Below are 26,104 nucleotides of genomic sequence, written 5' to 3'. Positions count from 1 at the left end.
GCTCAGTCCTTCCGGGGGCCGGCGCCGGTGACCCGGCCGATGTGCACGGGCTGCTGGTAGACGTTGTGCTGATGCACGGACAGGTCGCCCTGCGCGCTGTACCGGGCGGACGCGTCCCCGTCCTCGATCCCGTCCTCGTCCTCCTCGTCGACCCGGTCGTCCCGTACGCGTTCCGGAGCGGCGGCGGCCGGAGCGGCGGCGGCCGGAGCGGCGTCCGTCCCCGCGGCCGGAGCAGCGGCAGACGGAGCGCCGGCCGTGCCGGATGCCGTCGGGCCGGATGCCGTCGGCCCCGGCTCCTCCGGGCCGCTCGGCCCGATGCCCGGCGCGGGCCGTCCCGGCAGGTGGAACCAGGCGGAGACCTCCCCCTCCTTCAGGGCGAGCCGCGCCCGGGAGAAACGCGCGGGCTCGATGAACTTGCCCCCGGCGGAGACCACGTCGACGTAGAGGGAGTCGGAGACGGCGAGAACCAGATCGGCCTGTTCGCGGTCGAGCAGTTGCCGGGCGACGGACGAGTCGGCGAGCCGGCAGGTCAGATCGACCGCACGCCCGCTGATGCCCCGGCTGTCATGGCGTACGGGACCGACGTGCATGGCCACCCGCAGCCCGAGCGGCACGAGCAGGGAGCGGTTCTCCTCACGCAGGTTCTCGTGGACCTCCACCATCCACAGGCCGAGCAGCCGCGTCACGGCGATCCGGCCGGGGACCGACACCAGCACGCCGTCCCCGCGGTCCTCCATGTGGACGGCGTCCCGGCCCACCCCGGCCTGGTCGAACGCGGTCTCCAGGACCCGGTAGATCCGCTCCCGCATCCGCGGCTTGTCCGCGTCGCCGTACTGCCCGGAACGTCTGGCGTCCACGCTGATGACCAGCTCGTAACGTGCCTCTCCGGCATCCAACGCGTCGTGCTCCACCGCGAGTCCCCGCTCTCTCTGCGCTTGCCGTCCCCTACAGCTTCCGGCCCGGGACGAAGGCCGTCTGTAGCCGTTTACACACGGCGGGCGGTCCTACTCCCGATGTCCCTCCGCGAGCAGAGCGAGCAGCGCGGGGTCGAGGATCTCCACCATGCGCGTACCGGTGCGGACGATCTTCTGGGTGCGCAGCAGCCGCAGCGCCTTGGCGACCGCTTCACGGGTCGCCCCGACGGTGGCGGCGAGTTCGTCCTGGGCGAGGTGGACGACGGCGCCGGTGGCCCCGGGGCCGGGCGCGGACGGCGTGTAGGGGCCGGTGGGGGCGGTCCGGGAGAGCTCGGTGAGCCGGCTCGCCAGGCGCTGGAGGACGGTCAGGGAGGCAAGGGCGGAGCGCTCCTGGTCGGCGCTGCGCAGCCGGAAGGTCAGCTGCCGGATCACCAGTCCGCTGACCCGGGGGTGGGTGGCGAGGAACCGGCGGAACGCGTCGCCGCCGATGACGGCCGCCTCGACGGTCCCGAGGGCCCGTACGGTGGCGCTGCGGGGGTGCTGGTCCAACGCGGCCATCTCCCCCAGGAGTTCCCCGGGCCCCCGTAACCCGAGGATGAGCCGGGTGGTGCCGCGGTCGGTGACCTGGGAGACGGTCACCCAGCCGCGCAGCACGATGACCACATGGCCGGTCCGGTCGCCCTCGGTCAGGAGCGGGGTGTCGGCCGCGTACTCCTTGCGGTGTCCCAGGGCCATGACGCTCTCGTACTCCGGGGCGGTCAGAGCCCGCCCGAACGCCAGCTCATCGCCGAGCAGCCCCATGGCCACTCCCCCCGCGGCGGTATGTATGGCCCGATCTCGTTGGCGTAGATGTTTCCAGAACCACCCCTTGAGGGGAGCGAATCGCGCCACACATGCACTACGCATGAGTAACCGATGCGTTGCCTGGTCGGCTGCGGTGTCCGGTGAAAGCGCCTTCTCCGCCTCCGCGTTGCGCGAGGGAGCCGTCGGTGGGCTCCGGGCGCCGGCGGTGCGCCTGGTCGTGTCCCTGACCGGCCGAGTCGTGGTGCGGCGGGGGTGCGGCCGCGGAGCCGCGGTGGGGCGAGGCCGGGGTTACGGGTGCACGGGCGAGTTGGCGAGAACTCGGGTTTCGTCCCGGCATGCCGACGGCCCCGGGAACACCTCCCGGGGCCGGCGGAACGTACGGTACGGAGCGCCGCAACGCGCCGCATGAACGCGCTAGTTGGCGTTCACCAGGTGATGGGCGGGGACCTTCACGGTGCGGGCGCCCTTCTTCCCTCCGAGGACGACCTTGCGCAGCGCGCTGTTGTTGTTGTGGTTGGTCTCCTTGAGCCGGTTCTCCGGGTTGGCGAGGACCTGGATGTAGTACGTGCCGTTCGGCAGGCCCGTGATGTCGAAGGACTGGCCGGGCAGGTCCTGGGTGTAGGTGTCACCGGAGCCGACGTCGAGCACCTCGCGGACGGAGATCGAGTTCTCCTGGCCGCACGCGGTGGACAGGTCGGTGTTGCCCGGGTGCCAGTTGGCGTTCTTCACCGTGTAGTCGACGGCGTCGGTGTTGGCCAGGCAGAACGCCTCCTTGCCGCTGCGCACCGACTCCTTCTGGTCGGCCTTCAGCAGCCGGTAGCTGGCGAAGTCCGTGAAGTGCCAGTGCTCGTGGCCGGGGCGCGGGTCCCACTCCATGGTGCCGGTCGGGGTGTAGCCGACCTGCTTTCCGGCGGCGTCGTAGAAGTACTGGTACGCGTCCATCAGCTCCTTGCCCGGGGAGCGGAAGCCGTCCACGACGAGCTTGGCCGGGCCCGCGTTCCACACGTTGGCGCTGAAGGCGAGGTAGTCCTTGCCGGGCACCTCCTGGTAGCCGTCGCTGACGGTGATGCCGTACGCGGGCAGCGAGCGCAGGTCGGGCTTGGGCACGTCGGGGACGACCGCCTTGCCGGTGGGCCGCTTCGCGTTGGGCTTGACTCCCGGCGCCTGGCGCGACCCGTCGGTCTGGCCGGCACGGTCGCCGGCCTTGGCCGCGGAGAAGGCCTCCCGCTGGAGCGACTCCTTCTTCAGCGCCCAGGGCAGGGCGGCCGGGGCCGGCGGGTAGGGCCCGTGGCCGACGTTGAACGTGGAGCCGGCGCCGGTCGTCCGGGCGGCGGGGGCCTCGGTGCGGGCCGGGGCGCCGTGCGCGTGTGCGGAGGGCGCGGCGGGCGCGGCGGCCTTCCCGTGCCCTTCGTGCCCTGCGTGTCCTGCGTGTCCTGCGTTCTCCCCGTGTCCCTGGTGCGCGGACGCGGCGCTGCGGCTGCCGGCGGGGACCGGCGGCGGCTCCTCCCAGCTGCGCTCACGCACGGTGACCTTGACGGTGCGCGTCTGGTTGGCGATGCCGAAGAGGTCGCGGTACTTCTTGGTCACGTTGATCTTGGCGGTGTACGTACCGGCGGCCAGCTGGACCGGCTTGGAGTAGTAGCCGGCGTAGGTGTTGGACGCCCAGCCGTTCTCGACGCCCCACACCGAGCCGAGGGTGAAGGGGTTCACCGGACAGCTCTGCGGATACTTGGAGTTGGCGGGCGCGTCGGGCCGGACCCGCCCGGAGGCGTTGTTGGGGCAGAACGCCTCGGTCTGGCTGAGCACCGTCTTGCCCGCCGCGTCGGTGAGCTTGATCTGCGCGAAGTCCGGCAGCCCGGAGAAGTCCTTCACGAGCCCGGCGGGGAGCGCCTTGGTCGTGGTCTTCTTCCCGTTCCGGAAGACCTGCGAGGCGACGACCGGGTCCTTGTAGGACTTCCGGGTCACCTTGAGCTCGAAGGCGCCGTTCTCGGAGGTGAGGTACGTCCCGAGATCCAGGTAGACGCCCGGGTCCTCCTTCCAGGAGTCGAGCGTCACCGAGGTGGAGGCGGCGATCAGGCTGAGCTTCGGCGTCGGCTCCGCCGTCTCGGCGCCGGGCGCGGCGGCGACGACGCCCGCGGTCACGGCGACGGCCGCGGCGACGGCGATCGAGGGGCGGGTCAGACGGTTCGTGCGGCCCTGCGGGGGTCTGTTCATCATTCCTCGTACTTCCGGCTTCCGGGTGCGTGACGGAACGTGGACGAGCAGCACGGCCCCGACTTCAACTCCCCTGTGGCGACGCTGTGTCCGTCCTGTGAGAAGCGGAGTGGCCCCCACAGGTTGTCTGCACTCACCCGGACGGCCCACAGTTGTCCGAAAAGTACCGCCCGGGTCCCCATGGCGGAGTCGGGCGGAAACTGAACCGTCACGCGGCGAGCCGCCAGGCGTTGAGCTGGTGTGACAGTCGTCCTGCATTCCGAATCCATGGTTCCCGGCGGCCCGTCGATCCGCCTTAAGCCGCTGTACAGTGCCAGAATGGCCCGTGGCTGGGCGATCGATGTCCCGGTCATCGAGCTGGCCTCAGTCGCCGCCAGCACTGATGCGCCTCAGCACCTGCGAGCGAGCCGGGGCTACTTGCGCGACAGCAGTCGAGCGGCGGCACTTTTGAGACTTCTGGAGACCAGACCTACAGACTTCGGCCGGGTCGGCGCGATTGTGCTGGGCGCGGATCACGTGACCCCGGTGAGGGCGGACGGGGTGTTCGCCACCGTTGTCCAGGTGGACGGACTGGAGTGCATCGACGGCCTGCAGCGGCTTCGGGCGATCGCAGAGGCGTGCGCCACGATGGACCCCACAGAGCTCAGCCGCGCGGTGGTTCGGCTGGAGATCCTGCTGGGTGACGAGCGGGAGGCAGCCCGTCGTCTGTACGCGGGTGCCGACCGGTTCACCGAGATCCGGACCGAACAGGACAGGTTGGTGGACTGCCCGAACATTGCCCGGCTGATGAAGGCCGACTGGGAGAAGGAGCAGTTCGACCCCCGCCGCGGCATGGTGGCCGGCCTGTCGAGGGAGACCTACACCATGGCGGAGGTCACGCGGGCGCTCGCCTCTCTCTCCGGTCCGGGGCCGGAGATCGCCCATGAGGCGTCCACCGAGGGGGGGTTGCAAGCGCTGTGGAGTGATTGGGCGTCGGACTCCTACCGAACGTTGTTCCATTCGTACATGGAGCCGATCGGCATCATGCGCGCCGTGAAGGTGTGGAGGGCAGCCAACGAGGCGCTGGAGAGCCTGCCGTTGAGCCGCCGTAACGCCGGACACGGCAAGCTGGTCACGTACGCACCGGCCATCATTTGCTGGGAAGCCTGCCGCTTTCTCCCTCCTTGTGAACTCCATGATCCGGCTTCGGAGTTCCGTTGGGGTGACGCGGTAGAGACACGCGTGGGCTATGCGACGCTGGAGGCCGCTGACAGGCTGATCCGTCGGTATGAAGACGTGGAGAAGGGGCGGCACAAGTACATCCAGAAGGCACCTCAGCTCTCCCTGTGGAAGAAGCTCGTGAGCTGAGGGCTTTCAGGCCGGACTTAGGCTGGGGCACTCGGACAACCTGTACTCCCTGGGAGTTCCGTTCAGATCGTCCGAGTGCCCCAGTCCGGCTCCGCGGATGCCCATGACGGCACCGACGCCGATCTCCGGGACGTTTCCCGTTCGGCCAGGCAGGCATCGATCCGTACGGTCACCGAGGTCCGCAGCCCAGCCCAGTGTTCGCCGTCCGCCATGGGAGCGATCTCCTGCCTCAGCTGGCCTTCACCGAGCACGGCGGATTCAAGGCGTACGTATCCGTCCCCGCCGAGCACCATCCACTGCGACTTCCCGATGGCGTGTGCCAGCCACCGTGTCCTGTATGTGTAACCGAGCCCGGTGAGCCAGTGATCGATCTCCGGCAGGCGCAGAGGTCTGTTGGATGAGTGGAGGGTCAGGCGGCTTGCTGCGGCCAGAGTACGGGGGCCGGGCAGCGGGCCGTGGCGGTAGAGGGAGTACCGGCCCGCTCCAGCCCAGCAGAACCGGCTGTCCCCTGCCATGATCGTCGTCGCCGACTTCTCCGGGATGTCCTTGCCGTACGCGAGCCCGGCAAGGCGGGCTGCGCTGACGACGGTCAGCGGGTACGCGCTGGTGCAGGCCACGGCGTACAGGATGTCCGCTTGCCGCCGCCCGGAAGGGCCTTGGCATGCGCATCCGTTCTCTTCCCAACGGCTCAGTGGTGCATTACATGCGCGGCACGATCCAGCCCAGGTGTCAGCAAGAGGGCGGTTCCAGTCGGCAATGCCGGGCAACGGAGACGTAGCGGCCCCCGCAGGGTTCGTGTGGTGGGTACCCGTCACGCTTGGCTCCAGTCGATGACGCTGGGAGTCCGGCCGAAACTGTCGCGTGGCGCGGGGGCCGTCGCGTCGAGGAACCGCATGACGTCGTCTGCTGTGATGCGAGGCAGGTTCCTTGTGGCTGAGGCCTCCACAATGGCGTGGGCCTTGCGGAGCAGGTCGCGCGGACGTCGGTTCGAGCGTCCGAAGAGGCATGTGATGGCGTCGTGAGTGAAAGGGAAGAACTCGTCCCCTGGCTGGGTGGCCCTGTTGTTCGTCGCTTCCTTCAGGTAGGGCTTGAGCAACTGGGCGGCCTGCCCAGCGTCACGAAGCGGGCGCAGCCGCACCGTGCACCCGTCGTTGGATTCCGTGAGCGCGAAGCTTGGCAGGTCGGCGAGGTCCCAGGCCTGTCCGATGGTGACCGCGGTACGGGGATGCATGGCCAGGATCATGGTCACCATGTCCGCCATGGGAAGCGTCTCCACGATGACGTCGCGGAAGCGCTCCACCTCAAGGTCGCGCTTCGCCTTCGCGGTTGTCGTGCTCGCCAGGTCTTCGAGCTGGTCGCAGAAGACCAGCACGTGATCGATGCCGGCCGCGGCAGCGAACAGAAGAAATGTTGCCATGTGCACTGCTCCGGCACGGGAGCGAGTCGTGGGAGTGATCTGCGAGAGATAGTCGACGGCGACGGACGGGTTACTGTCGCACAGCGCGGCGATCAGCTTGTCGTCGGGTCGGCCCAAGGTTCGTCCTCGCAGGCCCGAATGGCCCTTGGCGACCAACGACGCGAGTTCCTTCACGTCCTGGGTTCCCGCCTTCTCTGCCAACGATGCCTGTAGCCGGGTGGCGAGGGACGCGCCGTCGGTGACCGTGTTGATCGCATATTCGACCGCTGCGAACAGGGCTGCCCCCAGTGTCCTGACCTGCGCGGTGTCGAAACCTGTCACAACACAGCAGATCGGGACTTCCGTCGCGTCCTCCGTATCCAGGCCCGCGGACTCGTACACCTCTTTCCCGAAGTCCTTGTTGATCTTCCTTGCCACGTGCTGCATAAGTACAGACTTGCCGAAGCCTCTGGCATCGGACTCACCGGCGGTAACCCCTTCCGACCACAGGTAGCCGAACTTGAGGCCCGAATAGGACATACGCAGGACGAACTTCTCGACAACCTGGCGCAGTTCCTCCGTGTGAACCTCGGGTGCGTAGAGCAGGCCGTTGTCCTTGGCCTCCCGGCCCCCGATACGTACGATGCCCGTCGAAGGAAAGGGGTTGGCCCGCAGATGCCAGGCCGTCTTGATCCAGATTGTGCCCGGCCGCAGATGTGCGTCGCTCATGGTGTGATGGCCTCCTCGTGGGTGTTCACGTCATAGACCCGCATCACGTGGTAGATCCGGGGGCGCCCGGGCCGGACCGGGAGGATGAGCGGCCTTGTGGAGGCCGGCGCTCTGACGTGTGACGCCTCGTCCAGATGAATCCGGAAGCTGAGCCGGGGCATCTCGCCGCGGACGGCCGCGGTAAGGGCCGCGTCGAACTCACTGTCGCTGATTCGGCGCTCCCAGCAGGCGGCAGCCCTGATTCGCCAGATAGGGCGGTAGACCTCCTGGGCGGCGCCACTGTCCTCCGCGTGCCAGATCCGGGGCAACGCTTCCATGGCGGCTGTGCGTTCCCCGGTGCCCACCTTGCGTACAAACTCAGTAGAGGAGCCTCGGCCCGTGACCTCCGCAGTGGCCCACAGCCGCAAAGCGGGCAGGCCTGGCGCGTAGTAGCTGAAATTCGCGAGCCCCAGGAACCGGGTCCACCGGCGCAGCAGTTCGTGGCTGATGTAGTCCATCGGACAGCCCGCCGCAGTGAAGGCCAGGCGCACAGCCGCTTCTTCGCAGAGAGTGGTCAGACGTTTGCGGATCATTCCCGCAGGTGAGCCGGGTGGTTTCCCTTGTTGCTTGGCGGGTCGTGCCTCCGCGCGCCGGACGGCGCGGTCGACATAGGACCGGAGGGTGTGCTCGATGGTATCGGGCGGGGCAGACCAGCCCAGGTCGTCTTCGTGTACCCGTTTCACCGTATGCGCGACGAAGTCCGAGAGGTATCCGGCATCGTCACGTCGGGCTGACGCCTCGGGCCGCATCACGGGGATCGTGAAGTGGCTCGAAGAGCTGTCCGGACGTGCTCCCACCACACGCAGAAACCCCTCGAACTGAGGATGCGCGTCGATCAACGCCCCAGCCAGCGCGTTGAATCCGTCGAGAGGGTGCCGGTTCATGAGCGCGGTCCATTCCTGACCCGCGGGAGTCAGCGTGAAAGTCGTGTCGGAATGTGCCCAGGCGGATCGTGGAGTCGATGGCAGGACATGACGGTCCACCCAGCCGAGGCGCATCAACTCCTTGAGCACATCAACCGTGTTGTTGACGTATTTCTGTCTGTTCGTGCGCAGCTTCTCCCACTTCCCCCCTTCGAAAGCGCCGATGCTGTCGTTCTCCTGCGCATGCCGCGCTGCCCGGTCGACGATCGCCAGTCGAATCTCCTCGAACTTCTTGCCCGCTTCCACGGCGAGCGCAGCTGTCTCCACATAGGTCAACTCGTTGAGCCGCGGAATACCGGCTCCACCCACGCTCACGGGGCGGAACCTTCGCATCCCCTCGTCGTGGGCGGTTTGTGGCCTAGCAGGCCGTGGTCTTTCCTCTGCACCGGCGTGCTGAGCATGTGCGGTCTCTCCTCGGACGTGTCGTTCTCTTGATCGCGTGAGCGAGCAGGGCTGCCGTCTCTGGCCCATCGGAGTGAGGGCGATCTTTCTCATGGTCGATGACAGCGGCGGCGAAAAATAAATTGGCACAACCAGGGCTTTTTGGCTCGCAAGGGCGCGCTACCTGCCTAAGGTTCACCCCAATCCGCTTCCCGCCGCAGCAGAGGTGGGAACGAACCACCGAGGAAGTGGATAGAAGTTCGAAGGAAGTGAACCAGAGAAGCTCTTAGCTGATTTCGCAGACCTGCCTGGCGTTCGGTCGCTGAGAGGCCCACACAAGGGCCGGCCGAGCCCCGCCGGGTCGGCCGGCTCGTTGCCTCCGCTGTCCTGGCTGCTCCTTTTTCGGGGCTGAGCGGCGACAGCATGGACGGCGCAACGTTTTACGGGCTCGTTTTCCTTCGACCCACCAATTCGAGAACCGTCAACCGGGCACAGTCATGCCCGAAACCAGCTGTACGAGAGGAAAAAAATGGCCATGGGCTGCAAGGGCACGGCACTGAAGGAGAATGTCGACGGAATCATCACCGTTGACCTTCCGGTGAGCTTCGACATCGGCTGGAACCGTCTTCCGGGTATTCGGGTCGAGGGCCGGCGCCTCACCCTCGACCCGCAGAAGTACTTCTTCCGCTTCGAGTCCCACACCTGGCTCGTCGCCGACTGGGAGCGAGTGGAGAGGGAACTGCTGCCGACCGAGGAGACGACCACGAGCGCCGTCGAGCAGCTGGCGCTCGACTACATCAAGTGCCACGCCGCTCCGACCTCGGATGCGGCTCGGGTCATCTCCACCGCGTACCAGGTCTACGCGTACCTCTTCCGGGACGAACACCTGGATGGCCTGGGCATTGCGGAGATCACCAGCGATCACCTGCGGATGCTGCGTGAAGCCGCCACGCTGATGGCCCTCAACAAGGTGGAGGTCGACGGGCACATTTCCAATGTCGGTCCGTGTTGGTTCTTCCCCGCCGCGACCTCTGTCGTTTTCGGCCTCGATGAACGTATGGGCGAACTCCTCGACGAGGTCTACCACGGTGGCTGGTTCAACGAGCACCGGCGCATCGAGTCCATCAAGGCGCACGTCGCGCTCGGCGGCCGCCTGGTCCACGGGTGCCAATCGGTGCCTGACCAGTCCGGAGGAGTAGTAGCCCCCTACGGCGCGAGCATGTCGGCCTTTCGTGAGGACCTGAGTGCGTTCAAGGCCGATTGGCTCGCCCGGGTCTACTCCTACCGCTCGACAACTGCGGCATACGAGGAGCGTCGCGTTCTCGGACGCGATCGCACAGGCGCATGACACGACTCGGCCTGGCGCAGCCAGGGTGTTGAGCTCGCTCCTGTAGTTGCGGGGGCGGCGCGCAAGGACCTCTCGTCCGCGTGCGTCCGCCCCCGCCGTTCGTCCTGAGCCGGCGGTTTCTCAGCGGTGGCGTCCGATCGGTGCAGACACCTCGCGGGGACTCGCGCGAGTAAGCACCACTTTTACCTCGACGGAGACGTGAATTGATCACCCAGTCGTCCCCCTGGCATGCTTACGCGGCGCAAGTCGCCGACCAGCCATCCGGGCGCCTCACCGTGCCACGACGTCTGCTGTGGACCACTCACCCGGCCACCGGCCCGGGTGCCGACGCGTTCGGCATCAGCGTGCGTGGACGCCATGTTTTGGAGCTCGGCTGCGGCCCCGGCCACAGCGCTGCCTTCCTTGCAGGCCGTGAGCGGGCCCATGTCACTGCTATCGACATGGTCGACCTGCAGATTCGGCGGGCACGTGAGCACTACGGACACCTTCCGGATGCCACCTACTTCACCTGTGAAGCCCTGTGGTTCCTCCGCCACAGCGGCAGACGGTTCGACGCCGTCTATTCGATTTTCGGCGCTGTCGGCCTCATCGACCCCGCAGTGCTTCTTCCCGCCATTGCCCGCCGGCTCAACCCGCACCGACCTCTTGTCTTCTCCGTTCCGCACCCTCATCGCCAGGCAAGCGCCACTCGTAGCGGCTCTGACCTCCGGCCCCGAGCGGGTAACCTCGCCCTTCCGGACGGAACCCGTCACCCGCTGGTGCGGTGGGAGTTCGATGTGGCGCAGTGGTCGACAGTCCTGGCCCGCCACGGTTTCCGGCTCTCCCGAGCCCAGGAATTCGCCGATCCGCGAGACTCTCGGCCACTGACCACTCTGCTGATCACTGCCCGGAGGGCGTGACTTGCCGTTCAGAGAGGGGGTGCTGCGGCAGGAGAGTATGAACAGGTGTGAGAAGGACTAACGCCCCCAGGGCCCGGTAGAGATCCATGACTATCCGAAGAGCGACCTGGCGTCTTCCCTGAGCCAGGCGGTGCTGACCTGGATCGTGGGCGGAGCAACATCCGGATAGCGGTCGGCCAGATACTCCTGCTGAACTTCCTCGCCGGTCCGACGGTCCGCGATGGTTTTCACGCCTGCCATCTTCATCTTCTTGAGCGTGCCGATGGACTCGCCTGTCAAGAGGGCGTTGAAGGCCTTGATGGCCTGTGCTGACTGCTGGACGCTGTCTCGGCTGACGACTCCACGGTTCACGTTGAGCATCGTGTTTGTGTACATGGCCCGGGGGTCCTTTCCGACGAACTCCCGGCTGGCGTCACCGATACCGTGGAAGAAGAGGTCAGCGACTTCGGTCGACCACCTCTCGGTGATGACCTTGTAGGAGACCAGCAATCCCGTTGCGCTGGAGTGGCACTGCTTTCCCTTGCTCACCAGGCGGAGGACGAGCTCCTCTTCCACCGGCCACTTTTCGACCAGTCTCTGAAGCTGCTCAGCGGTCAGACGGCCGTTTGTCCAGCGCGTCCAGTGAGCGCCTGCCGCACGGTTGTGGAGAATCTTCAACGCGGCACCGTAGACGGTGGACGTGCTCTGCTTCATATCGGTCAGCTGCGCGACGAAGTCTCCAGCCGTGCGCACCCGGCCGCCGTCGATCGCGGCGAAGGCTTCGGGGTCGAGGTTGTAGGTGACCTGCGCAGTGACGGTCATCTTGGTCTCGATGAGAGCAGCAGCCCTGTGCTGTCCGTCGATGAGACAGCCATGCCGGTCGAGTGCGAATCCCTGGTGGGTGGTTCGGAATTTTCCCTCACGTAGAATAGTTTTGAATTTGTCGATATTTGAGCGCTTAAGCGGCACTCGGTTGCATGTTCGGTTCTCCATCCAGGTGGCACATTTGTCGGGTGTTACCTCGATGGTCTCGGTGTAGACCTGCGGATATTCCCGGATCTCGACAGTCACGAACCGCACCTTTCCCCGCGCATGCTGCGCCGCTCCTAGTGGTTGAGGGCACGCGGCTGCGGTGGTGCCCCTCTCAGAGGCTAGAGGCAGGTTTCTGGTTCGGCTGAACGGGTGAGGGAAGATCTCTTAAATGATCGTTTGATTGATGAGTTGCAGGCATGTAGTGACTACATTTGCCTGCTTGCTTCTGAACGTGATCGTCTTTGGCCTGGAGGAATCTCGGATCCACGGCTGAAGTATCTGGTACCGCCCTACGCTTCTTCTGCGTCGCCCCAGCTGAGGGCTTGCGGAGGCATTGGAACCGACATGGTGTGCGCGAGAGGTGATATTCGCTCCCGCGCGCCCTGTTGCGGTGTGCTGAGAGCACCTCATTATTCGCCAGGGCGACGGGCCGACCGGGTTGGCTCCGTCGGAGGACGCGAACGTTCGGAGGGACACCGATGGATATGGGCCGCCACTGGGAGAGAGTCTTTGCTCCGGGACCGACCCGTTCCTACGACGCCGGGCAGCCTATGCTCCTGAAGGGCGCCCGTAACGGGTATGTCATGCGTGTCCTCGAAGGCTGGGTGCTGGTAACCGACCCTCACGAATACGGCTCGGAAACATTCCTCGAACTCCGAGGCAGGGGGCAGCTTCTGGGCGAAACCTCGGTTCTCTCCGGCGAGCCGTGCAACGCAAATGTGACGGCAGTCTGCCGCACTGTCGTCCGGCTCGTCGCCAGGGATCGGTTCCTCGGAGAAGTCAGGGAGCACAAGGAAATCCGGGTCGGCATGATCCTGGACGCACAGAAGCAGCACCGGGCCGCCAATCTACGGGCGGGCCTGCGGAGCTTCGGCGTGGTGAGCGGGCTAAGCCGACTTCTGCTCGATCTGGCCCGCACCGCCGGCGCGCCCCTGGTGGTAGGCATTCCGCAGAAGGTGCTGGCGAATGCTTTGGGGGTCACCCCCCGGACGTTGTACAGCGCCTTCGCTGATCTGCAACGACGCCGCGCGCTGTCGGTCCGCTGGCCCGTTCTCGACATCACTGACGAGTCCGTGCTGAAGGAACTCGCCCACAGCGAGGAGTGAGAAGAGGCGTGCTTCCGGCGGCGTACTACCTGTACCGAAGACCCCGACCGTAGCGGAAATTCTTCCGCACAGCAGTGGCGTCGATTACCGATCCTGGGACTGCCCGCACCACAACAGACCCGTCTTGGAGGGGGAACTCCGCCTTGCCCGAAAGTCACCCGTTGCCGCCGCATTTCGGTCTCATGGCCGTGGACGCGAAGGATTCGACCCGCCTGCCGTCGCTCCAGCACGCGCGGCTCAGCAGGGCTCTCACGGACATCGTTCACCATGGCCTTGAGCGAGCCGGGCTGCAAGAGATGGTCCGTGAGTTCGAGGATCATTCGGGAGACGGTCTCGCCTTTGGGTTTGACCCGTCTCATGTTCCGTTCGTCCTCAGCCCTTTCGCGGACGTGCTGAACACGTCGCTGCAGGAACATAACGCCGGCTCGGGCCCACGCCTCCGGCTGCGTATGAGTGTCCACATCGGCCCGGTGCCCCGAACTCCGGGACTGCCAGGTGACGGCAATGCTGCTCCTCGCAGCGAAACCCACCGGCTCCTGGACTCTGTGCCCGCACGAGACTGGTTGGCCCGTGCCGACGAACACGCCACGCCACTCGTCTTGATTGTCTCGGAGACTGTCTACCGCACGGTAGTCGTCGGCGGATACTGTGCGCTTCCACCAGCCCGGTTCACCAAGGTTCGTGCCGAGGTCACAGGGAAGGACTTTGCCCGGACCGCCTGGATCTACGTACCGTCACCGTCCGGTGAGCTGCTGTCCGGTTCCTGCGCGCTGCCTGCTCGGGTATCGGAACTGGAGAGCGAAGTTGCCGAATGTCTTCCGCCGCTTCCCCAGCAGGATGGAATTCGCTCTCAGTATGTGGAGTCGGGTGTAGCCGTCATGGACTGCACCATCGGCGACCTCCACCATCACGCGACGCCCCGACGGGGCCCGGACCGCGGCCCGTGAGCGCTGCGTCGGACCCTCCCGGCCTTCCTGAGGAAGGCGACTGCCCACCCGCTCCGATCGGGCAGTACGTGGGCTGGGGTACCGCGCTTTACGGGGCGACGGCCCAGCAGATCACGATCAACACGTCTTTCGTTCCGCCCGAACCGCCTTCGTGCGCGTTCACTGCCCCACGAACATCCCAGGCCCTTCGGCTGTACAAGCTGCTTGGACGGCTGGAAGAACTTATCGGCGGGCTCACCGTTCTCTGCGAACGTTCGCAGACGACAGCCGACCGTCTCGCGCTCCTCCTTCGGCCCGACGAGGACGCGCCCGTGCCACCCCTCTGCTGCTCATCCGGTCTACCGGATCCCAAACGATCGAGGTGGAGTACGTGACCGTGCTGATGTACAACAGCCTGTTCGACAACATCGACCTCCACGTAGAAACGCACGTGGACCCTCACGGCACCCGCACGGGTGGCCCTACCGGGACCCGCACACTGCGGGGAGCCAGGGCACTGGTCCATGGGCCGTTGCGCCACCAGACCGAGGCCCAGCAGGTCTGGGGTGATGTCGTGAGCAAAGCGGCTACAGCCCCGAACTTCGGTGGCCGCTCGGCCCTCCTGCTCGTATGGTTCGCTGCACCTAGGCTCCGCGGTGTCGTACGCTGCGCCTCCGCCAGACTGCCCGTGGACCGATTCGACCTGGAAGCCGAATCGGTATTGGGCCTACTGGAAAACGTTCGCACGGTGGACCCGCTGGTCGCCGGTGTCGGCGAGGCTCTGATGCGAGCGGCCGCGAGTCGCGCGTGGCGATACGCCCACAAGGCGCTGCCACTGCGCGCCGCCAACGACTCATCCACACGGCCTCTACCCAGTGCACTGCCGTCCTGGGAGGCGTTCAAGGCCCCCTGTGCTGTGAATATCACGCCACCCGACCGTACCGATGGTCTTGCTGCCTCGATTCGCTTCTCCGTCTCCAAGGAGCGGGTTGAGGGAGAACGCCTCGGTGCGATGGCCGCAGGCATGGGGCTGGGGCACGTGGTCTGCCGCACCCGCCGGTCAAGCTCAGGGCACCGTATTGGCACCCTGACCCTTCTCCCGGAAGGAGTCCGAAATGAGCAGTAACCTCGCCCGAACTCTCACCTTCGCGGAGGCGTTCGAACTTCCGTTGAGCGTCGACCTGAGGACCGCTGCCCGGGCCTTCGCCGTATGTCCCGCCACCGCGTACCGGCTGATCCGCCTGGGCCGCTTCCCTTGCCAGGTGATGCGTCTCGGGCGCCAGTACCGCATTCCCACAGCCTCACTTATGCGCGCCCTGGGAGTGGAGAGCCTCCCTGTGTACGCGGCAGACATCGAGGCCGGCGCTGAGGCTGCCGCCCTTGCTCAGTACGACATTGACGAGCAGGAGGACGGCCAGTGAGCCCGTCGACCGACGCAGTCTCGGACGATGCGCAGCCCGTCGGCGTGCCTAGCTGTTTCGTGATCGGTCCCATCGGCGACAAACACGCGGAGCGTGGTTCCGCGGAGCGGAGGCTGTACGAGGAGTCACTGCGTGTCTACGACGAGGTCGTCGGTGCGGCCTGCCAGGAGCACGGGATGCTCCCACTGCGCGCCGACGCCATCGCGGACACGGGCGAGATCACGGATCAGATCCACTACCGCCTGCAGACGGACGACATCGTCATCGCCGATGTCAGCGCAGGCAACCCCAACGTGATGTACGAACTGGGATACCGCAACGGGACGGGCAAGCCGGTGATCCTCATTGGTGAGAGCGGCAGACTGCCCTTCGATATCGCCCGGTTGAGGACCATTCGGTTCCGACGAACCGAGTCCAGCCTGCACGAGGCACGCGACCGGCTGAGCCGTGTCCTCGGCGAGGGCCTCGCTCGGGGATTCCGTGGCGTCGCGCACAGCGGGGTGCGGCTCTCCCGGCCGGAGGCCGCGGTGGAAGACAGCGAAGACGGCTCGGAGGTCGGCGACGACGACCTTGGCGTCGTTGACCGGTTGGCGGAAGCTGAGGAACAGATGGAATCCGTCGTTCAGGACATCGAAGGCATGGGACAGGCGCTCATGAGGATTGCCTCTGTGGCAGAGGAGTACACGCCTGAGATGAACGAGGTCGTTGGGGCACGTGCCCCGGCGAGCGCCCGCCTCGCGCTTGTTGGAAGGTTCTCGAAGGCCGTCGCGGAGCCGGCCGCCGACTTCCGGTCGAACAGCGAAGCCTTCTCCAAGCGCATGTTGGTCATCGAGTCGGGCATGCACGCGCTGTTTGACGTCGTCGAGTCCTCAGCCCGGGAGGAGCGCGACGAGGACCGTGCCCGTTTCCTCCAGCAGATCATCGAGATGGCGGAGTCCACCAGGGAAGGGGCCACTCACGTCGCCGATTTCGGAACGGTGATGAAGACAGTCGTGGGCTACTCACGTCTGCTGCGTGCTCCTGGCCGAGATGTCGCTGTCGCGGTGCGCACGGTCACTTCGGTCGTGCCCAGGATCGAGTCGTTGGAAAGCCGCGCCAAGGCGCTCCTCGCTGACCTCTCGACCACTCCGGGCGGAGACCAGGGTCCCTCCCCGGCCCCAGCCACCCAGCTGACGGCTTCATGACGAACGTCGAAGGCCCCCGCTGCAAGCAGCGGGGGCCTTCGACGTATTGCCCGGTGAGAGCAATGGCGGAGGATACGAGATTCGAACTCGTGAGGGGTTGCCCCCAACACGCTTTCCAAGCGTGCGCCCTAGGCCACTAGGCGAATCCTCCGCCGCAAACAATACAAGACGTTGGAGGGTGCTCGCGAACACGTTCGCCGAAGATCGTCCGGAGAGGGTGTCGGGGGCGGTTCGGCTGTCGTCCGGTGGGGCGGGCGGGTGGACCGGAGGGGGTGGGGATCCGCTAAGGTGGGCGTCAGCCCCTCACGTGGCGCTATCTGACTGAACTCCCCCAGGGCCGGAAGGCAGCAAGGGTAGGTCGGCTCTGGCGGGTGCGTGGGGGGCCCTTGCGTTCCCAGAGGCCCTGGTGGGGTGGGCGATCGGGCGGCGTGGGGCCGGTTGTCAGTCGGCCCCGATAACCTCGTAGGTGTGTCGTCCCTTGCGCTGTACCGCCGCTACCGCCCCGAGTCGTTCGCCGAGGTCATCGGTCAGGAGCATGTCACTGACCCGCTCCAGCAGGCCCTGCGGAACAACCGGGTCAATCACGCGTACCTGTTCAGCGGGCCGCGCGGCTGTGGAAAGACGACCAGCGCGCGCATCCTCGCCCGCTGTCTGAACTGCGAGCAGGGGCCTACGCCGACCCCGTGCGGGGAGTGCCAGTCCTGTCAGGACCTCGCGCGCAACGGGCCGGGTTCCATCGATGTGATCGAGATCGACGCCGCCTCGCACGGTGGTGTGGACGACGCCCGTGATCTGCGCGAGAAGGCGTTCTTCGGACCCGCCTCCAGTCGTTACAAGATCTACATCATCGACGAGGCGCACATGGTCACCCCGGCGGGCTTCAACGCCCTGCTGAAGGTGGTCGAGGAGCCGCCGGAGCACCTCAAGTTCATCTTCGCGACGACCGAGCCCGAGAAGGTCATCGGGACGATCCGGTCGCGTACGCACCACTATCCGTTCCGGCTGGTGCCCCCGGGGACCCTCCGCAGCTATCTCGCCGATGTCTGCGGGCGGGAGAACAGCCCCGTCGAGGACGGCGTCCTCCCGCTCGTCGTGCGCGCCGGGGCCGGGTCCGTGCGTGACTCGATGTCCGTCATGGACCAGCTGCTGGCCGGTGCGGGCGACGACGGCGTGACGTATGCCATGGCAACCTCGCTCCTCGGGTACACCGACGGCTCCCTGCTCGACTCGGTCGTCGACGCCTTCGCCGCCGGCGACGGGGCCGCCGCTTTCGAGGTCGTCGACCGGGTCATCGAGGGCGGCAACGATCCTCGTCGGTTCGTGGCGGACCTCCTGGAGCGGCTGCGCGACCTGGTGATCCTCGCCGCCGTGCCCGACGCCGGCGAGAAGGGGCTCATCGACGCGCCCGCCGATGTCGTCGAGCGCATGCAGGCCCAGGCCTCCGTCTTCGGCGCCGCCGAGCTGAGCCGCGCCGCCGATCTGGTCAACGACGGGCTCACGGAGATGCGCGGGGCCACCTCGCCGCGGCTCCAGGTGGAGCTGATCTGCGCCCGGGTCCTGCTGCCCGCCGCCTACGACGACGAGCGGTCGCTACAGGCCCGCCTCGACCGGCTGGAGCGCGGGGCCTCGGCCGCCGCTGCCGCCGGGTTCGCCGCGCCGCCCGCCGCCGCGGCGCCGATGGGGTACACACCGGGCCCGGACGCCCACGCCCCCCACGCCCACGCCCCGCAGGCACACGCTCCCCAGGCCGTGGGCCCGGACGCGGCCCGTGCAGCCGTACGGGGCGAGGCGCCGCCCGCCGCTCCCGCCTACGCGCCGCCCGCCGCCCAGCCCGCCCCGCAGGCTCCCGCCGAGGCCCACCCGGCCGCCCCGCAGGCCGCCGAGCCCGCCCAGCGGCCCGGTTCCTGGCCCGCAGCGGCCGGCGGGGACCAGGCCCGTCGCCCCGGCGGCTGGCCCACCGCGTCCGCCCCCGGCAGCGGTCCGGCCCCCGCCGCCTCCCCGCCGCCCGCCGTCGCCCCGGCCGCCCCCGCCGTTCCGGTCGCGCCCGAGGGGGGCCAGGACATGGCCCAGGGCGCTGCCCAGGTGCGGAACATGTGGCCGGACATCCTGGAGGCGGTCAAGAGCCGCCGACGCTTCACCTGGATCCTGCTCAGCCAGAACGCCCAGGTCGCCGGGTTCGACGGGACGACGCTCCGGATCGGCTTCCTCAACGCGGGAGCCCGGGACAACTTCGCGAGCAGCGGCAGCGAGGAGATCCTCAAGCAGGCCCTCGTGGAGCGGTTCAACGCCCAGTGGCGTATCGAAGCGGTCATCGACACCTCCGGTGGCGGCGGGGCGCCCCCGGGCCCCGGCCCGGGCGCCGGACGCCCCGCCCCGCAGTACCAGCCCGCCCCGGCAGCCCCCGCCGCCCCGGTCGCGTACGAGCCCCGGCCCCAGCACTCCGCTCCGCAGCAGCCCCCGCCCTCGCCGCAGGGGCAGCACGCGCCGCCGCCCCAGCAGCAGCCACCGCCCCCCGCGCCGCCGCAGGGCCGGGAGGCCGTGCCCGCTCCCGAGTCCTCCCACAGCTCTTACGGGGCGGAGCCGCCGCGTAACGTCGCCCCCGAGGACGACACCCCGGAGGCCGACGATCCGGATCTCGTCGACTCCGCCCTCTCCGGCCACGAGCTGATCGTCCGCGAACTGGGCGCCACGGTCGTCGAGGAGTTCACCAACGAGCAGTGACGAGCAGTGACGAGTGGTGGCGAGTGGTGGCGAGTGGTGGCGAGCGGTGACGACGGAGGGCGCACTGCCGCGCAAGTGCCGCGCAGGCCGCACTGCCGCGCACAGTGACGTGCAGGCCGCACTGGCCGCACTGGCCGCGTTGCCGCGCAGGCCGCATTGCCCGCTCGGTCAGGAAAGGGCGCAGGACCCGTCGGCGCGGTAACGGCGAGAACGGGAGGCCGCCCGTCCACGGACTGGTGGCCGTCCGAGCTCCCCGCGCCCGGCGGCTAGGCTGCACCCGTGAAGGTCCTCGTCATCGGCGGCGGCGCCCGCGAACACGCCCTGTGCCGCTCTCTGTCCCTCGACCCCGATGTCACCGCTCTGTACTGCGCCCCCGGCAACGCCGGCATCGCAGAGGTGGCCGAACTGCACCCGGTGGACGCGCTCGACGGTGACGCCGTCGCGCGCCTCGCGACCGAGCTGGGCGCCGGGCTGGTGGTCGTCGGCCCGGAGGCGCCGCTCGTCGCCGGGGTCGCCGACGCCGTGCGCGCGGCCGGCATCCCCTGTTTCGGCCCCTCCGGCGAAGCCGCGCGGCTGGAAGGCTCCAAGGCGTTCGCCAAGGACGTCATGGCCGGCGCCGGCGTTCCCACCGCCCGCAGCTACGTCTGCACCACCCCCGAGGAGATCGACGAGGCCCTCGACGCCTTCGGCGCCCCGTACGTCGTCAAGGACGACGGCCTCGCGGCCGGCAAGGGCGTCGTCGTCACCGACGACCCGGCCGCCGCCCGCGCCCACGCGCTGTCCTGCGACCGCGTGGTCATCGAGGAGTTCCTCGACGGCCCCGAGGTCAGCCTCTTCGCGATCACCGACGGCACCACCGTGCTGCCGCTCCAGCCCGCCCAGGACTTCAAGCGCGCCCTCGACGGCGACGAGGGCCCGAACACCGGCGGCATGGGCGCCTACTCCCCGCTCCCGTGGGCGGACCCCAAGCTGGTCGACGAGGTCCTCCGGTCCGTGCTCCAGCCGACCGTCGACGAGCTGCGCCGACGCGGCACGCCCTTCTCCGGGCTGCTCTACGCGGGCCTCGCGATCACCTCGCGCGGCGTGCGGGTCATCGAGTTCAACGCCCGCTTCGGCGACCCGGAGACCCAGGTCGTGCTGGCCCGGCTGAAGACCCCGCTGGCCGGTGTCCTGCTCGCCTCCGCCAACGGCACGCTCGACGTCCTGCCCCCGCTGAACTGGCGCGACGACGCCGCGGTCACCGTGGTCATCGCCTCGCACAACTACCCGGACACCCCGCGCACCGGCGACCCGATCGACGGGCTCGCGGACGTCGCGGCGCAGGACGCCCCCGACGCGTACGTCCTGCACGCCGGGACCCGCGCCGAGGGCGGCGCGGTGCTCAGCGCGGGCGGGCGGGTCCTCTCGGTGACCGCGACCGGCAAGGACCTCACGGCGGCCCGGGAGCGTGCCTACACCGCGCTCGGCCGGATCCGGCTGGACGGCTCCCAGCACCGTACGGACATCGCCCTGAAGGCCTCCCGGGGCTGACCCGCCCCGGTCACCGGCTCCCCCGCGCACCACAGCCCCTCCGCCCGCCCCCGTACGCCACCGGCGTACGCGGAAGGCGCGAGGGGCTGCCGCGTGTCCGGGCGCGGCGGCGAGCGGTCGGCCGGGCCGCTTGCCCATGGACGCGGACACGTCAGCAGCTTTACCCAAAGCCATTCCATCGGGTGACGGTTGAGCCATCCGGATGACGGCTGCCGGGGCCCCAACTAGGGTGCGGCGCAAGCGTTCGGGCACTTGGCCCACCGGCATTGCGATGTCGGTGCCGGGTGCCACAGTGGGGGAGTGAGCAACACCGTCGCGTGGCAGAGGGGGTGACGTCCGGCGTGTCCGGTATCGATGTGGGTGAGGAGCTGGGGGCGCGGGCCGCACAGGCCCGAGCGCTCTCCCTGCTGCGGATCCGCAGCAGGGCACTGGCCGTGGCGATCCTGCCAGCGGCCGTCGCCGTCGTGCTGTTCGCTGCGGGCGCGCAGGGGCATCTGGCCGGTCCGCCCTGGGACGCCGTGCGCTGGGCGGTGCTCGGCGTCGCGGTCGTCGTGCTGCTGGTGACCGTCCTGGTCGCCTTCTCGGTGGCCCGCGCGCGGCCCGCCATGAGTCCGACCGTCTCCGTGCCGGAGGAAGGGGCCCCCGACCTCTACCGCCTGGTCCGGGACCTGGCCGACCGGCTCGACGTGCCCGCGCCCTCGGCCATAGCGCTGACCCCGGACTGCGACAGCTGGCTGGAGGACCGGACGCACCGGGCGCTCCGGAGGGGCACGGGGGCCGCGGCGGAGGCCGGGGACGCCGCACCCGTCCTGGTCATCGGCTCGCCGTTCCTGTGGTGGATGCGGGTTGCCGAGCTCCGGGCGGTCCTCGCCCCCGTGGTGGCGGGCACCGGCCCGTCCGCGCACCCCGACATAGCCGCCGCCCGCCGCTTCGTACGCGGCCTGGACGCCTCGATCGCCGATGCCGCCGCCTCCGGCCGGGGCGCGGTGCGCGGGGCGCCGCTGGCCTTCGCCGGCTGGGTCTCCCGGCTGCTGCTGCGGGCCTGCCGTGACCATGCCGCCGAGATGGAGCGCGGTGTGGCGGCCGCCGCGTCCATGCGGGCCAAGACGGTCGACCACGGGCTGCGGATCGCCGCCCAGGAACAGGTCGGCCTCGCCTATGCCGGCTGGGACCGGCTGCTGACCCGGGTGGCGCTGCCCGCTTGGCGGATGGGCCGCTGGCCCTCCCGGCTGGACGCCGGGGTCGTCTCCGCGCTCACCGAGCTGTCCCGCCGGGACCGGCTGGCCGACGGCTTCGCCCTGCGCCTCGGCGAGCGGCCCGCCTGCGACCTGCTGGAGGAGCCCGGGGTGGCCGACGAGGCGGCGTCCCTGCTCGCCGCCCGGCTCTTCCACGGCGGCCCCGCCGAGAGCGGTCCGGACTGGGCGCCGGTGGACTGGCAGCAGTATCCCGACGAGGTCGTCGACCGCACATGGCGTACGGAAGCGGGCCGGCTGCACCGGGTCCTGGACACCTTGGGTGTTCCCCGGGCCTCCGCCGCCGACCCGGGCGTCCCCACGCTGGCCCGGGTCATGGAGCATCTGTCCGGTTCCGGCGGACCCGGCCGCCCGGGCGAGGAGCTCGCGGCGGGCATCGGCGCGGCGGTCGCCCGTGAGGCTGCCGAGACCCCGGGGCACGGTGGCCCGGGGCATGGTGGCCCGGAGCACGGCGGCCCCGGTCACGGCGGTACGGGGTCCGGCGCGGCCGACGACCCCCTCGACCTCTGGGGGCCGGGGCCGCTGCCCCTCTTCCCGCTCCAGCCGCCGCGTACGGGCACCGAGTTGCTCGCCGACCACGTCGCCGCCATGGTCTGCTGCGCGGCCGTGGACACGGCGGGCGCGGCCCCCGGCCTCGACTGGCTGGACGGCCCCGCCCTGCTCGTCGGCGGCGAGCGCCGGGCGGACCTCGCGGCCCCGGTACTCAGCCTCGTCGAGGACGGCGATCCGGACCCGCTGCTGTCCTGGCTCGCCGAGGTGGGAGTGCGTTCCGACAAGCCGGTCCGACTGGTCTGACACAAGTCGGCCGAGGCTGGTCCGCTACAAGCCGGCCAAGGCTGGTCTGCGTAGAAGCCGATCCGAGTGGTCCGCGTACGAGCCGGTCCGACAGGTCCGACAGGTCCGAGTACAAGCCGGGCGGCTGATCCCGCCGCTAGCCCGTCCGGCTGGTCCGACCACAGGGCCGACCGGTCCGACGACGAGCTCGGGCCTGGTCCGACGACGAGCTCCGGCCTGGTCCGACGACCAGGACGGCCAGGTGCAACAGGCCCACCAACAGGCCCACCGACAGGCCCACCGACAGGACCCGGAGGCTTCCCGGTCCCGTCAATTAGCGACGAAGGGTGACGAACCGCGTGCGTTATGTGATGTGCTGGGGATCGGCGCTGACATTCGGCGCACCAGAGTTGTCCGGGGGATCCCCCAGAGCTGTCCGGGGGATCCGAGGGAGGGGCGCGGCATGGGGGCGGAGCAGATTCGCCGGTGGGAGTCGGGTGCCCTCGCGCACGCGGTGAGCGATCCCTTCGGGCAGGGCCCGCTGCCCTGGCTGCGCGGCAGTGAGAACTACTTCGACGACACCGGCCAGGTGGTTCCCTGGTACGCCGACCTCGCCCGCTCCACCGGCGGCGGCACCCGTACGGCGGACGACGTGCACCGCCAGATCAAGGGCTTCGTCTCGCCCGGCGCGGCGGCCCCCGGCGAGGCCATCGACTTCCACATCACCGTGGACCCGCCCCAGCAGTTCTCCGTCGACGTCTACCGGATCGGTCATTACGGCGGCGACGGCGCGGCCAAGATCACCACGAGTCCGCGGCTCTCCGGCATCGTCCAGCCCCCGCCGCTCGCCGCCGACCGGACCGTCTCCTGCCACCACTGGTGGATGTCCTGGCGGCTCCAGATCCCGAGCTACTGGTCCGTCGGCGCGTACGTGGCAGTCCTGACCACCGTCGACGGCTACCGCTCGCACGTCCCCTTCACCGTGCGCCACGACCACCCCGCCGACCTGCTGCTCCTGCTGCCCGACATCACCTGGCAGGCGTACAACCTCTATCCGGAGGACGGCCGCACCGGCGCCAGCCTCTACCACGCGTGGGACGAGCGGGGGCGGCTGCTCGGCGAGGAGGACGCCGCCGTCACGATCTCCTTCGACCGCCCGTACGCCGGCGCCGGGCTGCCGCTGCACGTGGGGCACGCGTACGACTTCATCCGCTGGGCCGAGCGGTACGGCTACGACCTCGCCTACGCCGACGCCCGCGACCTGCACGCGGGCCGCGTCGACCCCAGCCGCTACCGGGGCCTGGTCTTCCCCGGCCACGACGAGTACTGGACGCTGCCGATGCGCCGGGCCGCCGAGCGCGCCCGGGACTCCGGCACCTCGCTCGTCTTCCTCTCCGCCAACACCATGTACTGGCAGGTGGGCCTCGCCCCGTCGGCCTCCGGCGAGGCGGACCGGTTGCTGACCTGCCGCAAGCGCCGGGGGCCCGGCAAGTCCGCCCTGTGGCGCGAGGTGGACCGGCCCGAGCAGCAGCTTCTGGGCATCCAGTACGCGGGCCGGGTGCCCGATCCCCGCCCGCTCGTCGTGCGCAACGCCGAGCACTGGCTCTGGGACTCCACGGGCGCGGTCGACGGCGACGAGATCCCGGGCCTGGTCGCCGGTGAGGCCGACCGCTACTTCCCGCGCACCAGCCTGCCCGAGCACGACAACCGGATCCTGCTCGCCCACTCCCCGTACGAGGACTCCGAGGGCGCCACCCGGCACCAGGAGACCTCGCTCTACCAGTCCCCCTCCGGCGCGTACGTCTTCGCCTCCGGCACCTTCGCCTGGTCCCCGGCCCTGGACCGGCCCGGGCACACGGACCCCCGGATCCAGCGGGCCACGGCCAACCTCCTCGACCGGATCTGCAAGCGGGGCTGACCGGGTCCGGAGAACGCGGCCGACGCCCCGCCGGGCCCGGCGCGCGCCGCATGCCCTGCGTACGGGACAATCGGAACCGCTCCTGGATCAATCTACGCGGAGGCACCGTGTCCGGTTTTGTAGAAAAGCCCGAGCCCGTACAGGTACCGGGCCTCACCCACCTGCACACCGGCAAGGTGCGTGACCTGTACCGGAACGAGGCGGGCGACCTCGTCATGGTCGCCAGCGACCGTATCTCCGCGTACGACTGGGTCCTGCCCACCGAGATCCCCGACAAGGGCCGTGTCCTCACCCGGCTCTCGCTCTGGTGGTTCGACCAGCTCGCCGACCTGGTGCCCAACCACGTCATCTCCACCGAGCTGCCCCCGGGCGCCCCGGCCGACTGGGCGGGCCGCACCCTCATCTGCAAGTCGCTGCGGATGGTCGAGGTCGAGTGCGTGGCCCGCGGCTATCTGACCGGTTCCGGACTCGTCGAGTACGACGCCACCCGTACGGTCTGCGGCATCGGTCTCCCCGAGGGCCTGGTCAACGGGTCCGAGCTGCCCGGCCCGATCTTCACCCCGGCCACCAAGGCGGCCGTCGGCGACCACGACGAGAACGTCAGCTACGAGAACGTAGCCCGCGAGGTCGGTGCGGAGACCGCCGCCGAGCTGCGGCGCACGACGCTCGACGTCTACCGCCGGGCCCGGGACATCGCGCACGGGCGCGGGATCATCCTGGCCGACACCAAGTTCGAGTTCGGCTTCGAGACCACCGAGGACGGGACCGAGCGGCTGATCATCGCCGACGAGGTGCTGACCCCCGACTCCTCCCGCTTCTGGCCCGCCGCCACCTGGGAGCCCGGCCGGGCGCAGCCCAGCTACGACAAGCAGTTCGTGCGCGACTGGCTCACCTCGCCGGCCTCCGGCTGGGACCGCGCGAGCGAGCAGCCGCCCCCGGCGCTGCCGCAGGAGATCGTGGCGGCGACCCGAGCCAAGTACATCGAGGCGTACGAAGTACTGACCGGCACCAACTGGTCGTAACGGCGGCCGGGTACGCGAGGTCGTGACGGCAGCCGGGTACGCGAGGTCGTGACGGCGGCCGGATACGCGAAGTCGTAACGCCAGCTGAATACGCGAGGTCGTAACGGCGGCGAGTACGCGAGAAGCCCCGGTCCGAGAGGACCGGGGCTTCTTCATCCGGAGCGGACGACCAGGTTCGAACTGGCGACCTCAACCTTGGCAAGGTTGCGCTCTACCAACTGAGCTACGTCCGCAGTGCGCCGAA

Annotated in this window: 20 protein-coding genes, 2 tRNA genes and 1 other RNA gene; 14 read left to right on the top strand and 9 right to left on the bottom strand. The window is 69.1% G+C overall.

All coding sequences use genetic code 11. The features are described 5' to 3' along the window. Positions 1-2: 2 nt before the first annotated feature. The 3 genes from D581_RS0110385 to D581_RS0110375 form a co-directional block, all read right to left on the bottom strand. A complete protein-coding gene (locus D581_RS0110385) occupies positions 3-911 on the bottom strand; it encodes a hypothetical protein (protein ID WP_018957168.1) in 909 nt (302 codons plus the stop codon). Between the two features lie 93 nt (positions 912-1,004). Next, entirely contained in the window at positions 1,005-1,715 is a 711-nt protein-coding gene (locus tag D581_RS0110380) for a Crp/Fnr family transcriptional regulator (RefSeq protein WP_018957167.1), read from the bottom strand. A 417-nt stretch (positions 1,716-2,132) separates the two neighbouring features. Continuing rightward, on the bottom strand, positions 2,133-3,935 hold the full coding sequence (locus D581_RS0110375; protein WP_018957166.1) for a lysyl oxidase family protein: 1,803 nt from the start codon (positions 3,933-3,935) through the stop codon (positions 2,133-2,135). A 237-nt stretch (positions 3,936-4,172) separates the two neighbouring features. On the opposite strand from D581_RS0110375, the gene D581_RS0110370 reads away from it, so the two are divergent. Then, positions 4,173-5,279 carry a hypothetical protein gene (locus D581_RS0110370; protein ID WP_018957165.1) on the top strand — a complete coding sequence of 369 codons (1,107 nt, stop codon included), beginning with the start codon at positions 4,173-4,175 and terminating at the stop codon, positions 5,277-5,279. A gap of 62 nt (positions 5,280-5,341) precedes the next feature. Here the strand turns inward: D581_RS0110370 and D581_RS0110365 are convergent, their stop codons facing one another. The 3 genes from D581_RS0110365 to D581_RS0110355 form a co-directional block, all read right to left on the bottom strand. Then, positions 5,342-5,896: a hypothetical protein gene (locus D581_RS0110365; protein ID WP_018957164.1), complete on the bottom strand. Its 555-nt coding sequence runs from the start codon at positions 5,894-5,896 to the stop codon at positions 5,342-5,344. Between the two features lie 194 nt (positions 5,897-6,090). Then, complete coding sequence (locus D581_RS0110360; protein ID WP_018957163.1) at positions 6,091-7,404, bottom strand: hypothetical protein; 1,314 nt, start codon at positions 7,402-7,404, stop codon at positions 6,091-6,093. Further along, entirely contained in the window at positions 7,401-8,681 is a 1,281-nt protein-coding gene (locus D581_RS0110355; protein ID WP_051114576.1) for a hypothetical protein, read from the bottom strand. The genes D581_RS0110360 and D581_RS0110355 overlap by 4 nt, the downstream gene beginning before the upstream one ends. 595 nt (positions 8,682-9,276) lie before the next feature. Here D581_RS0110355 and D581_RS0110350 point away from each other — a divergent pair. Beyond that, positions 9,277-10,095, top strand: a complete 819-nt coding sequence (locus tag D581_RS0110350) for a hypothetical protein (RefSeq protein ID WP_018957161.1) — start codon at positions 9,277-9,279, stop codon at positions 10,093-10,095. Positions 10,096-10,298: 203 nt separating this feature from the next. Further along, the gene (locus tag D581_RS1000000139530; protein ID WP_078625746.1) at positions 10,299-10,994 is read left to right on the top strand and encodes a class I SAM-dependent methyltransferase; all 696 of its coding nucleotides are present in this window, start codon (positions 10,299-10,301) and stop codon (positions 10,992-10,994) included. Between the two features lie 90 nt (positions 10,995-11,084). Here the strand turns inward: D581_RS1000000139530 and D581_RS01000000137080 are convergent, their stop codons facing one another. Then, positions 11,085-12,044, bottom strand: coding sequence for a HEPN domain-containing protein (locus tag D581_RS01000000137080; protein ID WP_199787785.1), 960 nt, complete (start codon positions 12,042-12,044; stop codon positions 11,085-11,087). Between the two features lie 440 nt (positions 12,045-12,484). Here D581_RS01000000137080 and D581_RS0110340 point away from each other — a divergent pair, with 440 nt between their 5' ends. The 5 genes from D581_RS0110340 (at position 12,485) to D581_RS01000000137075 (ending at position 16,642) form a co-directional block, all read left to right on the top strand. Further along, complete coding sequence (locus D581_RS0110340) at positions 12,485-13,111, top strand: Crp/Fnr family transcriptional regulator (protein WP_018957159.1); 627 nt, start codon at positions 12,485-12,487, stop codon at positions 13,109-13,111. A 143-nt stretch (positions 13,112-13,254) separates the two neighbouring features. After that, positions 13,255-14,058 (top strand): hypothetical protein, encoded by an 804-nt coding sequence (locus tag D581_RS1000000141260; protein ID WP_158688593.1) that lies wholly within the window; start codon positions 13,255-13,257, stop codon positions 14,056-14,058. 370 nt (positions 14,059-14,428) lie between these two features. After that, entirely contained in the window at positions 14,429-15,163 is a 735-nt protein-coding gene (locus D581_RS1000000141255) for a hypothetical protein (protein WP_158688592.1), read from the top strand. Beyond that, the gene (locus tag D581_RS0110335; protein WP_018957158.1) at positions 15,153-15,458 is read left to right on the top strand and encodes a helix-turn-helix domain-containing protein; all 306 of its coding nucleotides are present in this window, start codon (positions 15,153-15,155) and stop codon (positions 15,456-15,458) included. The genes D581_RS1000000141255 and D581_RS0110335 overlap by 11 nt, the downstream gene beginning before the upstream one ends. Further along, positions 15,455-16,642 carry a hypothetical protein gene (locus D581_RS01000000137075; RefSeq protein ID WP_018957157.1) on the top strand — a complete coding sequence of 396 codons (1,188 nt, stop codon included), beginning with the start codon at positions 15,455-15,457 and terminating at the stop codon, positions 16,640-16,642. Before D581_RS0110335 ends, D581_RS01000000137075 begins: the two co-directional genes overlap by 4 nt. 63 nt (positions 16,643-16,705) lie before the next feature. Here the strand turns inward: D581_RS01000000137075 and D581_RS0110325 are convergent. Next, a tRNA-Ser gene (locus D581_RS0110325) sits at positions 16,706-16,793 on the bottom strand. A 144-nt stretch (positions 16,794-16,937) separates the two neighbouring features. On the opposite strand from D581_RS0110325, the gene ffs reads away from it, so the two are divergent. The 6 genes from ffs (at position 16,938) to D581_RS0110300 (ending at position 25,860) form a co-directional block, all read left to right on the top strand. Next, positions 16,938-17,032: signal recognition particle sRNA small type (gene ffs, locus D581_RS1000000139115), an RNA gene on the top strand. A 78-nt stretch (positions 17,033-17,110) separates the two neighbouring features. Next, complete coding sequence (locus D581_RS0110320) at positions 17,111-19,363, top strand: DNA polymerase III subunit gamma and tau (RefSeq protein WP_018957156.1); 2,253 nt, start codon at positions 17,111-17,113, stop codon at positions 19,361-19,363. A 279-nt stretch (positions 19,364-19,642) separates the two neighbouring features. After that, the gene (purD, locus tag D581_RS0110315; RefSeq protein ID WP_018957155.1) at positions 19,643-20,893 is read left to right on the top strand and encodes a phosphoribosylamine--glycine ligase; all 1,251 of its coding nucleotides are present in this window, start codon (positions 19,643-19,645) and stop codon (positions 20,891-20,893) included. A 341-nt stretch (positions 20,894-21,234) separates the two neighbouring features. Beyond that, positions 21,235-22,941: a hypothetical protein gene (locus D581_RS0110310; RefSeq protein WP_026290386.1), complete on the top strand. Its 1,707-nt coding sequence runs from the start codon at positions 21,235-21,237 to the stop codon at positions 22,939-22,941. Positions 22,942-23,383: 442 nt separating this feature from the next. Continuing rightward, the gene (locus D581_RS0110305) at positions 23,384-24,838 is read left to right on the top strand and encodes a N,N-dimethylformamidase beta subunit family domain-containing protein (RefSeq protein ID WP_018957153.1); all 1,455 of its coding nucleotides are present in this window, start codon (positions 23,384-23,386) and stop codon (positions 24,836-24,838) included. 107 nt (positions 24,839-24,945) lie between these two features. Next, entirely contained in the window at positions 24,946-25,860 is a 915-nt protein-coding gene (locus tag D581_RS0110300; RefSeq protein WP_018957152.1) for a phosphoribosylaminoimidazolesuccinocarboxamide synthase, read from the top strand. A 160-nt stretch (positions 25,861-26,020) separates the two neighbouring features. On the opposite strand, the gene D581_RS0110295 is transcribed toward D581_RS0110300, so the two are convergent. Then, positions 26,021-26,093: transfer RNA gene (locus D581_RS0110295), tRNA-Gly, on the bottom strand. Between the last annotated feature and the right edge of the window lie 11 nt (positions 26,094-26,104).

It is taken from the genome of Streptomyces sp. CNB091 (genome assembly GCF_000377965.1).
Note: the sequence above shows the minus strand (reverse complement) of the source record. Positions and strands in the feature narration are given on the sequence as shown.

Coding starts and splice junctions, on each gene's coding strand:
- D581_RS0110380 (WP_018957167.1), bottom strand. CDS start 1,715: ATGGGGCTGCTCGGCGATGAGCTGGCGTTCGGGCGGGCTCTGACCGCC.
- D581_RS0110375 (WP_018957166.1), bottom strand. CDS start 3,935: ATGATGAACAGACCCCCGCAGGGCCGCACGAACCGTCTGACCCGCCCC.
- D581_RS0110360 (WP_018957163.1), bottom strand. CDS start 7,404: ATGAGCGACGCACATCTGCGGCCGGGCACAATCTGGATCAAGACGGCC.
- D581_RS0110350 (WP_018957161.1), top strand. CDS start 9,277: ATGGCCATGGGCTGCAAGGGCACGGCACTGAAGGAGAATGTCGACGGA.
- D581_RS0110340 (WP_018957159.1), top strand. CDS start 12,485: ATGGATATGGGCCGCCACTGGGAGAGAGTCTTTGCTCCGGGACCGACC.
- D581_RS0110335 (WP_018957158.1), top strand. CDS start 15,153: ATGAGCAGTAACCTCGCCCGAACTCTCACCTTCGCGGAGGCGTTCGAA.
- D581_RS0110305 (WP_018957153.1), top strand. CDS start 23,384: ATGGGGGCGGAGCAGATTCGCCGGTGGGAGTCGGGTGCCCTCGCGCAC.